Below are 13,016 nucleotides of genomic sequence, written 5' to 3'. Positions count from 1 at the left end.
CGATCGGCATTCGAACCCGAAGGAGACCTCTCATGACCACCGAACGTCGAGTGCTCGTCCACCGCGACAAGCAGACCCTCGCCGGGTCGGTCGCCGCCCGCTTCATCACGAAGACGATCGACATCCTCGACGATCTGGGGTCCGCCAACGTGATCCTGACCGGCGGGACCATGGGGGCGGCGACGCTCGCCGAGATCGCCACGTCGTCCGCCTCCGGCAACGTCGACTGGTCGAGGGTCCACTTCTGGTGGGGGGACGAGCGCTGGGTTCCCCGCGGCCACGAGGACCGCAACGACGTCCAGGCGGGTGATCTGTTCACCCGCCTCGACGTCCCCGCCGAGAACGTGCACGCATTCCCGGCATCTGACGACGGGATCGACCTGGACGCGGCCGCGACCCTCTACGACGCGGAGCTGCGCGCTCACGCGACGGAGGGTCGCGACTACCCCCGGTTCGACATCACGTTCCTCGGAGTGGGTCCCGACGGTCACATCGCGTCGCTGTTCCCCGAGCGCTCGGCGATCCGCTCCACCGAGGCCGGGGTGCTCCCGGTGCGCAACTCCCCCAAGCCGCCTCCGGAGCGCCTCACCCTGACCCTCCCGCTCATCAACCAGTCCGACCGGATCTGGATGGTGCTCGCGGGAGCGGACAAGGCGTCTGCTCTCGGTCTCGCGCTCGCCGGTGCCAACACGAACGAAGTGCCGGTCGCCGGAGCCTTCGGCCGCAAGCGCACGGTCTTCTTCGTCGACCAGGAGGCCGCGGCCGAGGTTCCGGAGTCTCTCATCGCGCCCAGCTACTGAGCGCGCCCGGTCCCTCCGGGCCCACCACGGCGAAAGGCCCGATCCTCAGCGGATCGGGCCTTTCCTCGTTCCTGCGGGAGCAGGATCAGGACGGAGTCGCGGTGCCGCGACGGGCGCGCAACTGCTGCAGCGCCTCCTCGAGGAGCTGGGCCGCCTCGGCCTCGGTGCGACGCTCCTTCACGTAGGCGAGGTGTGTCTTGTAGGGCTCGGTCTTCGCGACCTGCGGGGGGTTCGCACGGTCGCGTCCCGCGGGAAGACCGGACTGGGGTGAGTCGATCACCTCGGGGATCTCGTCCTCGGGGAGGGCCGCCGAGAAGTGGCGCACCGTCTCGTTACCGAGAGCGTCCCAGTAGGACACCGCCACTCGCTCCGCGTGGAAGCCCCGGTCCTGCTCGCCCATGGGTCCCGCGCCGACGCGCGAACCGCGGATTGCACTGCCGCCTGATGCCATTCCGTGTACCCCTATGCTCCGGTGTCGAACTTGGTGATGAGACCGAGCACCACGATGCACGCCAGCCAGACGAGGCCGAGGATCACGGTGATGCGGTTGAGATTGCGCTCCGCGACACCCGAGGCGCCGAGGTTGGAGGTGACTCCACCGCCGAACATGTCGGACAGTCCGCCGCCGCGCCCCTTGTGGAGCAGGATCAGCATGGTGAGCAGGAGGCTCGTGATGCCCAGGATGACCTGGAGCACGACCTGGAGGATGTCCACGCGGTACCTTTCGAAGTTCCGGCGCATTGCGCGCCCCGACGAGTATAACGGCGCCTGCGAATCCGCGCGGAATGCGTCCACCCGTGTTCGGCTCGCTGTATACGGCGTCGTGCGACTGCTGGAGTGGGCGGAGGGGGTGGCCTCGTCGCGGCGCCCTCCCGCGCCCCTGCGGGGCGCCCGCCAGACCCGAGCCGGTCGCCGCGACGAGACCACCCCCTCCGCCCGCGTGCCGCGAGGCACCCCACCAGCAGTAACGGCGAACGACCTGGAACAGAGAATGGGATGGGATCGGCTCCGTCAGGTCGGTCCATCGGACGACGGCCCTCGCGCCGCGAGGCCGACCGGCGATCCACGTGCCAGCGAATCGCCGTGGCCGAACATACGACGCTCTGCGGAACGCAACCACCTCGAACAACCGACTGCGCCACGCCGCGTAGGAGCGGCGTCGACGACGGAAAGGCGGCGGGCCCGATGGGCCCCGTCCGGACGATCGATCGGACGACGGCCCTCGCGCAGCGAGGCCGACCGGCGATTCGCGTGCGAGCGAATCGTCGTGGCCGGACGCAGGACGCTCTGCAGAACGCGACCACTTCGATCAACCGACTGCGCCACGCCGCGCAGGGAGCGGCGTGGACGACGGAAAGGGGCGGGCCCGATGGGCCCGCCCCTCTTGTCGCAGAAACTCAGACCCCGACGTGGTTGCGGAAGCGCGCGATCGCGGCGAACTCCTCGACCTGGAGGCTCGCGCCTCCGACGAGGGCGCCGTCGACGTCGGGCTCGCGCATGAAGCCGGCGATGTTGCCGGACTTCACCGAACCGCCGTAGAGGATCCGGGTCTTCGCCGCGGTCTCGGCTCCGAGGATCTCGGAGACGACGCCGCGCAGCGCCTTGCAGACCTGCTGGGCCTGCTCGGGCGTCGCAGCCTGTCCGGAGCCGATGGCCCAGACGGGCTCGTACGCGACGACCAGGTCGGCGTCTGCGGGGAGGCCGGTGAGGGCCTCCTTCAGCTGAGCGACCGGGACCGCGGACGGTCCGTGCTTCTCGAGGTCCTCGGCGGTCTCTCCGACGCAGACGATCGGCGGCACGCCGTGCTTGACGGCCGCGGCCGTCTTCGCGGCGATGTCCGCGTCCGTCTCGCCGTGGAGCGTGCGACGCTCCGAGTGGCCGACGATCACGTAGTCGCAGTCGAGCTGCTTGAGGAACTGCCCCGAGATCTCACCGGTGTAGGCCCCGCTGTCGAACTTCGACAGGTCCTGCGCGCCGTACTTGAGCGGCAGCTTGTCGGAGTCGACGAGGATCTGCACCGGGCGCAGGTCGGTGAACGGCGGGAACACCGCGACCTCGACACCGTCGAAGTCGTGGTCCGCGTCCTTGAGGCTCCACGCGAGCTTCTGGACGAACGCGATGGCCTGGAGGTGGTCCAGGTTCATCTTCCAGTTGCCGGCGATGAGCGGGGTGCGGGTGTCTACTGCCATCCGAGGACCTCCAGTCCGGGGAGGCGCTTGCCTTCGAGGAATTCGAGGCTCGCTCCGCCTCCCGTCGAGATGTGGCCGAACTGCTCGTCCTCGAATCCGAGGGCGCGCACTGCGGCTGCCGAGTCGCCGCCGCCGACGACGCTGAGTCCGTCGACCTCGGTGAGGGCCTGGGCGACGGCCTTCGTGCCGGCCGCGAACGGCTCGATCTCGAAGACGCCCATCGGCCCGTTCCAGAACACGGTCTTCGAGGCCGCGACGATCCTGGCGAACCGCTTCGCGGTGTCCGGTCCGATGTCGAGGCCCAGACCGGAGGCGCCCCACGGGGTACCCTCGATCGCGTCGGCCGACGCCGTCTCGTACTCCGCGTCGGCGCCGAACTTCGAGGCGACGACCACGTCCGTGGGCAGCACGATCTCGACGCCCAGCTCCTCCGCCTTCGCGAGGTAGCCGAGCACGGTGTCGATCTGGTCGGCCTCGAGCAGGCTGGAGCCGACCTCGTGGCCCTGGGCCTTGAGGAAGGTGAACAGCATGCCTCCGCCGATGAGGATCGAGTCGACCCGCGGGAGGAGGTGGTCGATCACGCCGAGCTTGTCCGACACCTTCGAGCCGCCGAGGACGACCGTGTAGGGGCGCTCGGGCTTCTCGGTGAGCCGGTCGAGCACCTCGAGCTCGGCTGCGATGAGCGTGCCGGCAGCGCTGGGGAGCAGCTGCGCGAGCTCGTAGACGCTGGCCTGCTTGCGGTGCACGACGCCGAACCCGTCCGAGACGAAGGCGTCGCCGAAGGCGGCCAGCTTCTCGGCGAAGGAGCGGCGCTCGGCCTCGTCCTTGCTCGTCTCCCCCGCGTTGAAGCGGAGGTTCTCGAGCACGACGACCTCGCCCGCGGCGAGGCCCTCGACGGCCGAGGCCGCGGAGTCGCCGACGGTGTCCTCGGCGAACGACACCGGAGCGTCGAGGAGCTCGCCCAGCCGCTCGGCCACCGGCGCGAGGCTGTACTTCGGGTTCGGCTCCCCGTCGGGGCGCCCGAGGTGGCTCACGACCACGACTCGGGCACCCTCGGAGACGAGCCGCTGGAGAGTGGGCAGCGAGGCGCGCACGCGGCCGTCGTCCGTGATCGTTCCGTCCTTCAGGGGGACGTTCAGATCGCAGCGGACGACGACGCGCTTGCCGGCCAGGGAGCCCAGTGAGTCCAGGGTGCGGAACGTCACTGCGTCAGGCCCTAGAGCTTGCCGGCGACGAACTCGGTGACGTCGACGAGGCGGTTGGAGTAGCCCCACTCGTTGTCGTACCAGGACGCGACCTTGACCTGGCTGCCGATGACCTTCGTGAGGCCGGCGTCGAAGATCGAGGAGTGCGGGTCGGTCACGATGTCGCTCGAGACGATCGGGTCCTCGGTGTACTTCAGGATGCCCTTGAGGTCGCCCTCGGCAGCGGCCTTGTAGGCGGCGTTGATCTCCTCGACCGTGGCGGGCTTCGAGAGCTCGACGGTGAGGTCGGTGATCGAGCCGGTCGGGACCGGGACGCGGAGGGCGTAGCCGTCGAGCTTGCCGACGAGCTCCGGGATGACCAGGCCGAGAGCCTTGGCGGCACCGGTCGAGGTCGGGATGATGTTGACGGCGGCGGCGCGGGCGCGGCGGAGGTCGCTGTGCGGGCCGTCCTGCAGGTTCTGGTCGGCGGTGTACGCGTGGACCGTGGTCATGAGGCCGCGCTCGATGCCGAAGTTGTCGAGCAGCACCTTGGCGAGCGGCGCGAGGCAGTTCGTGGTGCAGGAGGCGTTGGAGATGATGTCGTGGGTCGCGGGGTCGTAGGTGCTCTCGTTGACGCCGAGGACCAGGGTCGCGACATCGCTGCCGGTGGCGGGAGCCGAGACGATGACCTTCTTGGCGCCCGCGGTGATGTGCTTGCGCGCGTCCTCCGACTTGGTGAAGCGACCGGTCGACTCGATGACGACGTCGACTCCCAGCTCGCCCCACGGGAGGTTGGCGGGGTCGCGCTCCTCGAGCACGATGATGGGCTTGCCGTTGACGACGATCTTGTCGCCGTCGAGCTCCACGGTGGCGTCCAGACGGCCGGTGATGGAGTCGTACTTCAGGAGGTGCGCGAGCGCCTTGTTGTCGGTGAGGTCGTTGACCGCGACGATCTCGAGGTCGCTGCCCTTGGCGAGGGCCGCACGGAAGAAGTTACGGCCGATACGGCCGAAGCCGTTGATGCCGATCTTTACGGACACAGATTTCTCCTGGTGAGGAAGGGCACCCGGACGGTGCAGTGGAGGGTTGGAACGCTGCGAGAAGGCGCCCCGGGCCGGGCCCGGGACGCCGACATCGCTACGACAGTAGCAGCAGGCCGGAAGTCTTCTCGCGGGCCTTCTCGAAGCGCGCGGACACGTCCGCCCAGTTCACGATGTTCCAGAAAGCCTTGACGTAATCGGCCTTCACGTTGACGTAGTCGAGGTAGAAGGCGTGCTCCCACATGTCCAGGAGCAGCACCGGCACGGTGGCGGCGGCGAGGTTGCCCTGGTGGTCGTAGAGCTGCTCGATGATGAGCTTCTCGCCCAGCGAGTCCCAGGCGAGGATCGACCAGCCGGACCCCTGGATGCCGAGGGCCGAGGCGGTGAAGTGCGCGCGGAACTTGTCGAAGGACCCGAAGGAGTCGTCGATCGCCGCGGCGAGCTCTCCGGCGGGCTTGTCGCCTCCGTCGGGAGAGAGGTTGTTCCAGAAGACCGTGTGGTTCACGTGACCGGCGAGGTTGAACGCGAGGTCCTTCTGCAGCTTGTTCACGTTCGCGAGGTTGTCGCTGTCGCGAGCGTCCTGGAGCGCGGCGAGGGCGGTGTTGGCGCCCGTCACGTAGGTGGCGTGGTGCTTGTCGTGGTGGAGCTCCATGATCCGCCCACTGATGTTCGGCTCGAGGGCCGAGTAGTCGTAGGGCAGTTCGGCGAGCGTGTAGTCAGCCATTCGCAATCTCCTGTTCGTGATCGTCGATCTCGAGAGGTCGGCCGGCCTCGATCCGTCTCCTCACGGGGAGGAGGACGGGCGCCGGCGGCGACCTGAGCGACCCACCCAGTCTAGTGACGAGGGCCCTTCGCACTCGGAGTCCCTCCGCCGTTCAACCAGGAGACACTCAGCGTTCGCGCACCGGTCTCAGCCGGTCACAGGTCCTGGAGCTCCGGGGGGAGGTTCGCGTCGGTGCCCGGGATGTCGAGCTCCGAGGCGCGCTTGTCGGCCATCGCCAGGAGGCGCCGGATGCGTCCGGCGACGGCGTCCTTGGTCATGGGCGGATCGGCGTGGTGACCCAGCTCGTCCAGGCTCGCGTCGCGGTGGGACAGGCGGAGACGACCCGCGTAGCGCAGGTGCTCGGGGATGTCGTCGCCGAGGATCTCCATCGCGCGCTCGACGCGGGCGCAGGCGGCGACGGCGGCCTGCGCCGAGCGGCGGAGGTTCGCGTCGTCGAAGTTGACGAGCCGGTTCGCCGTCGCCCTGACCTCGCGGCGCTGGCGCAGCTCCTCCCAGCTGGCGACCGTCGCGGTCGCTCCCATGAGGGTCAGCATCGCGCTGATGCTCTCCCCGTCGCGGACGACCACGCGGTGCACGCCGCGGACCTCGCGCGACTTCGCCTGCACGCCGAGGCGGCCGGCCGCTCCGACGATCGCCATGGCGGCCTCGTTCCCGGGGCAGACGATCTCGAGCGCGGCGGAGCGTCCGGGATCGGTGAGCGTGCCCTGCGCGAGGAAGGCCCCGCGCCAGACCGCCGCGAGCTCCTCGCGGGATCCGGTGGTCAGGCGGTTGGGCAGCCCGCGCACGGGGCGCCCGCGCTGGTCGAGCAGTCCGGTCTGGCGGGCGAGGGTGTCTCCGCCCTCGACCACGCGCACCAGCCAGCTGGTCGTTCGGCGCGAGCCGCCGGCCGAGACGATGCTGCCCTCACTGCGGACCCCGTAGAGCTCGGCGAGGTCGCGGCGGACGCGGGTCGCGAGAGGCGCGGAGTCGAGCTCCACCTCCACCGCGAGCCGGTTCGAGATGATGTGCAGTCCTCCGGAGAAGCGGAGGACGGTCGCCAGTTCAGCGGCGCGGACGGTGTTCTTGCGCGAGACGATCGCGACCAGTTCGCCCTTGACGTCTGCGGTGAGGGCCACGGAGTCTTCCTTACGTCGGGTGCGCGGCGGAGCGCGCGGGGATCATTCTCGGCCGAGGTCGCGGTGCGCCACGTTGACGGCGACTCCGGGGAGCTCGGCCAGCCGGGCCGCGACGCGGCCGGCGATGGCGACAGAGCGGTGCTTCCCGCCCGTGCATCCGACCGCGATGGTCGCGTGACGCTTGTTCTCGCGCTGGTAGCCGTCGAGGACCGGGCGGAGCGCGCGCGAGTAGGAGTCGATGAACTCCTCCGCGCCCTGCTGGGCCAGCACGTATTCTCGCACCTCTTCGTCGAGCCCCGTGTGCGGTCGCAGCTCGGGGATCCAGTAGGGGTTGGGGAGGAAGCGCGCGTCGGCGACCATGTCGGCGTCGGTGGGCAGTCCGTACTTGAAGCCGAAGCTCATCACCGTGACCTGCAGGCCGGCGCGACCCGCCTCGGCGAAGCGCTCGGTGATCGAGGTCGCCAGCTGGTGGATGTTGAGGTCGGAGGTGTCGATGACGATGTCGGCCGACTCCCGCAGCTGCGCCAGCCGCGTCCGCTCGGCCGAGATGCCGTCGAGGAGCGTGCCGCGGCCCTGCAGCGGGTGCGGGCGGCGGACCTGCTCGAAGCGGCGGACGAGCGCCGCATCCGTCGCCTCGAGGAACACGACCCGCAGATCGACCCCGGCTCGCAGCTCCCGGACGATCTCGCCGAGGTCGGCGAAGAAGTCGCGCCCGCGGACGTCGACGACCGCGGCGATCTTGGGCAGGGTGTCGCCCGCGCGCTGAGCGAGGTCGACGAGCGGCCGGAGCATCTGCGGCGGCAGGTTGTCGACGACGTACCAGCCCAGGTCCTCCAGGGCGTTCGCGGCCGTCGATCGGCCTGCGCCGGACATCCCCGTGACGATCAGCACGTCCTGCTGCTCGCTCTCCGTGCTCATGGTGTCTCCGTGCTCGTGTGTGAAGTGTCGGGCCCCGGTGGACGGGCGCCCGGAGGTCCAGCCTAGGGTGTGCGCCCTGCGAGGCCGCCCCTCAGGGGTGGAGGTGGGAGTGGATCGCGGCAGCCAGGGTGGGGCCGATGCCCTTGACCTCGGCGATCTCGGCATCGCTCGCGTCGCGCAGTCGAGCGACCGAGCCGAAGTGCTTCAGCAAGTCGCGGACGCGGGTGCCGCCGAGGCCCGGGACCTCGCTCAGCTGCGAGGAGATGTCGCGCTTGCGGCGCTGCCGCTGGTGCGTGATGGCGAAGCGGTGGGCCTCATCGCGGATCCTCTGGAAGAGGAAGAGCGCGTCGCTGTTGCGCGGGAGGATCACGGGGAAGTCGGAGTCGGGGAGCCAGATCTCCTCCAGCCGCTTCGCGATGCCGCACAGCGTGATGCCCGTGACTCCGGACTCGTCGAGCGCCCGCTGGGCGGCGGCGACCTGCGGCTGACCGCCGTCGACGATCAGCAGGTTCGGCGGGTAGGCGAACTTGCGCCGCTTCGCCTCCCCCGTCTCGGGATCGACGGCGGCCGGCTCGACCGGCTCCTTCAGGTAGGCGAGACGGCGCGTGAGCACCTGGTGCAGCGACTCCGTGTCGTCCGTCGAGTCGGCGATGGAGAAGCGGCGGTACTGGTCCTTCCGGGCCAGCCCGTCCTCGAACACGACCATCGAGGCGACGATGTTCGTACCGCTGAGGTGCGAGACGTCGTAGCACTCCATCCGCAGCGGCGCCTCCTCCATGCCGAGGGCGTCGCGGATGTCCTCCAGCGCCTGGGTGCGCGCGGTGAAGTCGGCGGAGCGCCGGGTCTTGTAGAGCATGAGCGAGTGACCGGCGTTCTGCGTCGCCGTCTCGAGCAGCGCGGCCTTGTCGCCGCGCTGGGCGGCACGGAGCTTGACGTTCGCGCCGCGCAGGCCGCTCAGCCACTCCTCGAGCGCCTCGTGATCCTCGGGCAGCTCGGGCACGACGACCTCGCGCGGAGGGATGTCGCCCGTCTCGTACGCGGCCTGGAGCGCGGTGTCGACGAGCTCGGCGGTGCTCATGTCGAGCTCCTTGTCGACCACCCAGCCGCGCTCGCCGCGGATCCGCCCACCGCGCACGCGGAACTGCTGGACCGAGGCCGCGAGCTCGTCGTGGACGATCGCGTAGAGGTCGACGTCGACGTTGTCCTTCAGCACGACGGCGCTCTTGGCGAGCACGGCGTCGAGTGCGGCGGCCTGGTCGCGCAGCTTCGCCGCGCGCTCGTACTGGAAATCGGCTGCGGCCTCGCGCATCTCCTTCTCGAGCTCGCCGATCATCCGGCGGTCGTGGCTCCCCATGAAGGCGACGAAGCGATCGACCATCGCGCGGTGCTCGGCGAAGGTGACCCGGTGCGAGCACGGTCCGCCGCAGCGACCGATCTGCGAGGCGAAGCAGGGCTTGCCGCTCTGCATCGCGCGCTTGTAGTTCGAGTCGTTGCAGGTCCTGATCGGGAACGCCTTGATCATCAGGTCGATCGTCTCGTGGATCGCCCAGATCTTGGGGTAGGGCCCGAAGTAACGGGCGCCGCGGATCTTGGCGTTGCGCGTCACCATCACCCGGGGCGCCTCGTCGCCGAGGGTCACCGCCATGTAGGGGTAGGACTTGTCGTCGCGGAACTTGACGTTGAAGGGCGGGTCGAACTCGTTGATCCAGGTGAACTCGAGCTGCAGCGCCTCGACGTCCGTGCCGACGACGGTCCACTCGACGCCGGACGCCGAGGTGACCATCCGCCGGGTGCGCTCGTGGAGCGACGGGAGCGGCGCGAAGTAGTTGCTCAGCCGGGCGCGGAGGTTCTTGGCCTTGCCCACGTAGAGCACCCGGCCCCGGGCGTCCTTGAAGCGGTAGACGCCCGGGAGGGTCGGGATCTCGCCGGCCTTGGGCCGGTAGTCGACGGTCTGCGTCATGCCTCGGTCTGTCCGTCCGCCCCGGTCACTCGAGGATCTCGGCGAGGAACGAGCCGGTGCGGCTCTCGGATACCTTCGCGACCTTCTCGGGAGTGCCGATGGCGACGACCTGGCCGCCGCCCGCACCGCCCTCGGGTCCCATGTCGATCAGCCAGTCGGCCGACTTGATGACATCCAGGTTGTGCTCGATCGTGATGACCGTGTTGCCCTTGTCGACGAGGCCGTTCAGCACGAGGAGGAGCTTGCGGACGTCCTCGAAGTGCAGACCGGTGGTCGGCTCGTCGAGCACGTAGACGCTCCGCCCGTTGGAGCGGCGCTGCAGCTCGGTGGCGAGCTTCACGCGCTGGGCCTCGCCGCCCGAGAGGGTGGTGGCACTCTGTCCGAGCCGGACGTAGCCGAGACCGACGTCGACCAGGGTCTTCAGGAAGCGGTGGATCGCCGTGATCGGCTCGAAGAACTCGGCCGCCTCGGCGATCGGCATGTCGAGGACCTCGGCGATGTTCTTGCCCTTGTAGTGCACCGTGAGGGTGTCGCGGTTGTACCGCGCTCCCCCGCACACCTCGCAGGAGACGTAGACGTCCGGCAGGAAGTTCATCTCGATCTTGATCGTGCCGTCGCCCGAGCACGCCTCGCAGCGGCCGCCCTTGACGTTGAAGCTGAACCGGCCCGGCAGGTATCCGCGGGCCTTCGCCTCGGTCGTCTCGGCGAAGAGGTTGCGGATGCGGTCGAAGACGCCCGTGTAGGTCGCCGGGTTGGAGCGCGGGGTGCGGCCGATCGGGTTCTGGTCGACGTGCACGACCTTGTCGAGGTTCTCGAGCCCGGTGACGCGGGTGTGCTTGCCCGGCACCTTGCGGGCGCCGTTGAGCTGGTTGGCGAGCACCCGGTAGAGGATGTCGTTCACCAGCGTGCTCTTGCCCGAGCCCGAGACGCCGGTCACCGCGACGAAGGCGCCGAGCGGGAACTCGACGTCGACCTTCTGCAGATTGTTCGCCGAGGCGCCGACCACCTTGATGACGCGCTTGCGGTCGATCTTGCGGCGCTTCTTCGGCACCTCGATCGACTTGCGCCCCGAGACGTAGTCGCCCGTGAGCGAGTGGGTGTTCTCGAGCAGCTCCTCGTAGGACCCGGAGTGCACGACCTTGCCGCCGTTCACGCCCGCGCCGGGGCCGATGTCGACGATCCAGTCGGCGGTGCGGATGGTGTCCTCGTCGTGCTCGACCACGATCAGGGTGTTGCCGAGGTCGCGCAGCTTGATCAGGGTGTCGATGAGGCGGCGGTTGTCGCGCTGGTGCAGGCCGATGCTCGGCTCGTCGAGGACATAGAGCACGCCGGTCAGTCCGGAGCCGATCTGCGTCGCGAGACGGATGCGCTGGGCCTCACCGCCCGAGAGTGATCCCGCGGCGCGCGAGAGGTTGAGGTAGTTCAGCCCGACCTCGATCAGGAAGTCGAGGCGGGCCTTGATCTCGCGGAGCACCTGCGCGGCGATGTGCGCCTCGCGATCGGTCAGCTCCAGCTTGCCCATGAACACCTGCGCGTCGCCGAGGCTGAGGTCGGCGACGTCGGCGATGCTCGCCCCGTGCACGAGGACGGCGAGCACCTCGGGCTTCAGCCGCGAGCCCTTGCAGACGGGGCAGGCCACCTCGCGGAGGAACTCGGCCCAGCGCGAGCGCTGCACGTCGGTCTCGGCTTGGACGTACTGGCGCTCGATGTAGGGCACGACGCCCTCGAACCCGGAGGTGTAGCTCATCTCGCGGCCGTAGCGGTTCTTCCACTTGACCTTGACCTCGAAGTTGTCGCCGTGGAGCACGGCCTGCTGCACCTCGGAGCTGAGGCGCTTCCACGGGGTGGACAGCGAGAAGCCGAGGTCGCGGGAGAGGCCGTCCAGGAGCTTCTCGTAGTACTGGAAGAGGCCCTTGCCCTGGGTGGTCCACGGGATGATGACGCCCTCGGCGATGCTGAGGTCGGGGTCGCCGAGCAGGAGCTCGTCATCGACCGACATGCGCGTGCCGAGGCCGGAGCACTCGGGGCAGGCGCCGAACGGCGCGTTGAACGAGAAGGTGCGCGGCTCGATCTCGGTCAGCGAGATCGGGTGGTTGTTGGGGCAGGACAGCTTCTCGGAGTAGGTGGTCCAGGCGCCGTCGCCCTCGCCGTCGACGAAGTTGATCTGCACGATGCCGTCGGTGAGGCGGAGCGCCGTCTCGAGCGAGTCGGTCAGGCGTCCGAGGATGTCGGGCCCCGCGACGAGGCGGTCCACGACCACCGAGATGTCGTGCTTGAACTGCTTCTTGAGCGTCGGCGGCTCGCTCAGCTGGATCAGCTTGCCGTCGACCATGGCGCGGGAGTAGCCGCCCGCGGTCAGCTCCTTGAAGAGGTCGACGAACTCGCCCTTCTTCTGCGAGACGACGGGGCTGAGGATCTGGTAGCGCGTGCCGGCGTCGAGCTCCATCAGCTGATCGGCGATCTGCTGGACGGTCTGGGCCGAGATCTTCTCGCCGCAGACGGGGCAGTGCGGGACTCCGATGCGCGCCCAGAGCAGGCGCATGTAGTCGAAGATCTCGGTGATCGTGCCGACGGTCGACCGCGGGTTGCGGTTGGTCGACTTCTGGTCGATCGACACGGCGGGGCTGAGGCCCTCGATGAAGTCGACGTCGGGTCGGTCGACCTGCCCGAGGAACTGGCGGGCGTAGGCCGAGAGCGACTCGACGTAGCGGCGCTGCCCCTCCGCGAAGATCGTGTCGAACGCGAGCGAGGACTTGCCCGACCCGGACAGGCCCGTGAACACGACCATGGAGTCGCGCGGGATCTCGAGATCGACGTCCTGCAGGTTGTGCACCCGGGCGCCGCTCACCACCAGCTTCGAGACTGAGTCGTCGAGCTGGGAGACGAACCGGTGGGGGTGGTGGGAGTGCTCGGAGGGAGCGGGAGCAGGGTCTTTGACAGCGTTCGAGATCGACACCTCGAAAGTGTATGCGGAGCCACCGACATCGCCGGCGGGCGTTCGCTGGGCGCTGATCCGGCCCCTCCGA

11 protein-coding genes are annotated in these 13,016 nt (G+C 69.3%); 1 reads left to right on the top strand and 10 read right to left on the bottom strand.

Annotated elements, in window-relative coordinates:
- Positions 1-32: 32 nt before the first annotated feature.
- The gene (gene pgl / locus LRG51_RS01290) at positions 33-800 is read left to right on the top strand and encodes a 6-phosphogluconolactonase (RefSeq protein ID WP_055791971.1); all 768 of its coding nucleotides are present in this window, start codon (positions 33-35) and stop codon (positions 798-800) included.
- Positions 801-885: 85 nt separating this feature from the next.
- Here pgl and LRG51_RS01285 read toward each other — a convergent pair whose 3' ends face one another.
- The 10 genes from LRG51_RS01285 to uvrA all read right to left on the bottom strand — a co-directional run bounded on the left by LRG51_RS01285 (position 886) and on the right by uvrA (position 12,844).
- The gene (locus tag LRG51_RS01285; RefSeq protein WP_055791968.1) at positions 886-1,251 is read right to left on the bottom strand and encodes an RNA polymerase-binding protein RbpA; all 366 of its coding nucleotides are present in this window, start codon (positions 1,249-1,251) and stop codon (positions 886-888) included.
- A gap of 11 nt (positions 1,252-1,262) precedes the next feature.
- Complete coding sequence (gene secG, locus LRG51_RS01280) at positions 1,263-1,514, bottom strand: preprotein translocase subunit SecG (RefSeq protein ID WP_055791960.1); 252 nt, start codon at positions 1,512-1,514, stop codon at positions 1,263-1,265.
- Between the two features lie 683 nt (positions 1,515-2,197).
- On the bottom strand, positions 2,198-2,989 hold the full coding sequence (tpiA, locus tag LRG51_RS01275) for a triose-phosphate isomerase (RefSeq protein ID WP_055791958.1): 792 nt from the start codon (positions 2,987-2,989) through the stop codon (positions 2,198-2,200).
- Positions 2,980-4,194 carry a phosphoglycerate kinase gene (locus LRG51_RS01270; protein WP_230670532.1) on the bottom strand — a complete coding sequence of 405 codons (1,215 nt, stop codon included), beginning with the start codon at positions 4,192-4,194 and terminating at the stop codon, positions 2,980-2,982. Before LRG51_RS01270 ends, tpiA begins: the two co-directional genes overlap by 10 nt.
- Before the next feature lie 11 nt (positions 4,195-4,205).
- Positions 4,206-5,213, bottom strand: coding sequence for a type I glyceraldehyde-3-phosphate dehydrogenase (gene gap, locus LRG51_RS01265; RefSeq protein ID WP_230670529.1), 1,008 nt, complete (start codon positions 5,211-5,213; stop codon positions 4,206-4,208).
- A 97-nt stretch (positions 5,214-5,310) separates the two neighbouring features.
- Positions 5,311-5,937, bottom strand: coding sequence for a superoxide dismutase (locus tag LRG51_RS01260; protein WP_055791950.1), 627 nt, complete (start codon positions 5,935-5,937; stop codon positions 5,311-5,313).
- 194 nt (positions 5,938-6,131) lie between these two features.
- On the bottom strand, positions 6,132-7,112 hold the full coding sequence (whiA, locus tag LRG51_RS01255; RefSeq protein WP_055791947.1) for a DNA-binding protein WhiA: 981 nt from the start codon (positions 7,110-7,112) through the stop codon (positions 6,132-6,134).
- Positions 7,113-7,154: 42 nt separating this feature from the next.
- Entirely contained in the window at positions 7,155-8,030 is an 876-nt protein-coding gene (rapZ, locus tag LRG51_RS01250; RefSeq protein ID WP_055791934.1) for an RNase adapter RapZ, read from the bottom strand.
- Between the two features lie 91 nt (positions 8,031-8,121).
- Positions 8,122-9,990, bottom strand: coding sequence for an excinuclease ABC subunit UvrC (uvrC, locus tag LRG51_RS01245; RefSeq protein ID WP_055791932.1), 1,869 nt, complete (start codon positions 9,988-9,990; stop codon positions 8,122-8,124).
- Positions 9,991-10,015: 25 nt separating this feature from the next.
- Positions 10,016-12,844 carry an excinuclease ABC subunit UvrA gene (gene uvrA / locus LRG51_RS01240; RefSeq protein WP_442966659.1) on the bottom strand — a complete coding sequence of 943 codons (2,829 nt, stop codon included), beginning with the start codon at positions 12,842-12,844 and terminating at the stop codon, positions 10,016-10,018.
- Positions 12,845-13,016: the final 172 nt, after the last annotated feature.

The sequence above is a fragment of the Rathayibacter sp. Leaf248 genome (genome assembly GCF_920939495.1).
GTDB classification, from domain to species: domain Bacteria; phylum Actinomycetota; class Actinomycetes; order Actinomycetales; family Microbacteriaceae; genus Rathayibacter; species Rathayibacter caricis.
The sequence above is the reverse complement of the archived record's forward strand: the minus strand, read 5'-3'. Positions and strand labels throughout refer to the sequence as shown.

Excerpts from the sequence above, each read along its gene's own strand:
- LRG51_RS01260 (WP_055791950.1), bottom strand. The coding sequence starts at position 5,937 with ATGGCTGACTACACGCTCGCCGAACTGCCCTACGACTACTCGGCCCTC.
- LRG51_RS01285 (WP_055791968.1), bottom strand. The coding sequence starts at position 1,251 with ATGGCATCAGGCGGCAGTGCAATCCGCGGTTCGCGCGTCGGCGCGGGA.
- uvrC (WP_055791932.1), bottom strand. The coding sequence starts at position 9,990 with ATGACGCAGACCGTCGACTACCGGCCCAAGGCCGGCGAGATCCCGACC.
- tpiA (WP_055791958.1), bottom strand. The coding sequence starts at position 2,989 with ATGGCAGTAGACACCCGCACCCCGCTCATCGCCGGCAACTGGAAGATG.
- rapZ (WP_055791934.1), bottom strand. The coding sequence starts at position 8,030 with ATGAGCACGGAGAGCGAGCAGCAGGACGTGCTGATCGTCACGGGGATG.
- pgl (WP_055791971.1), top strand. The coding sequence starts at position 33 with ATGACCACCGAACGTCGAGTGCTCGTCCACCGCGACAAGCAGACCCTC.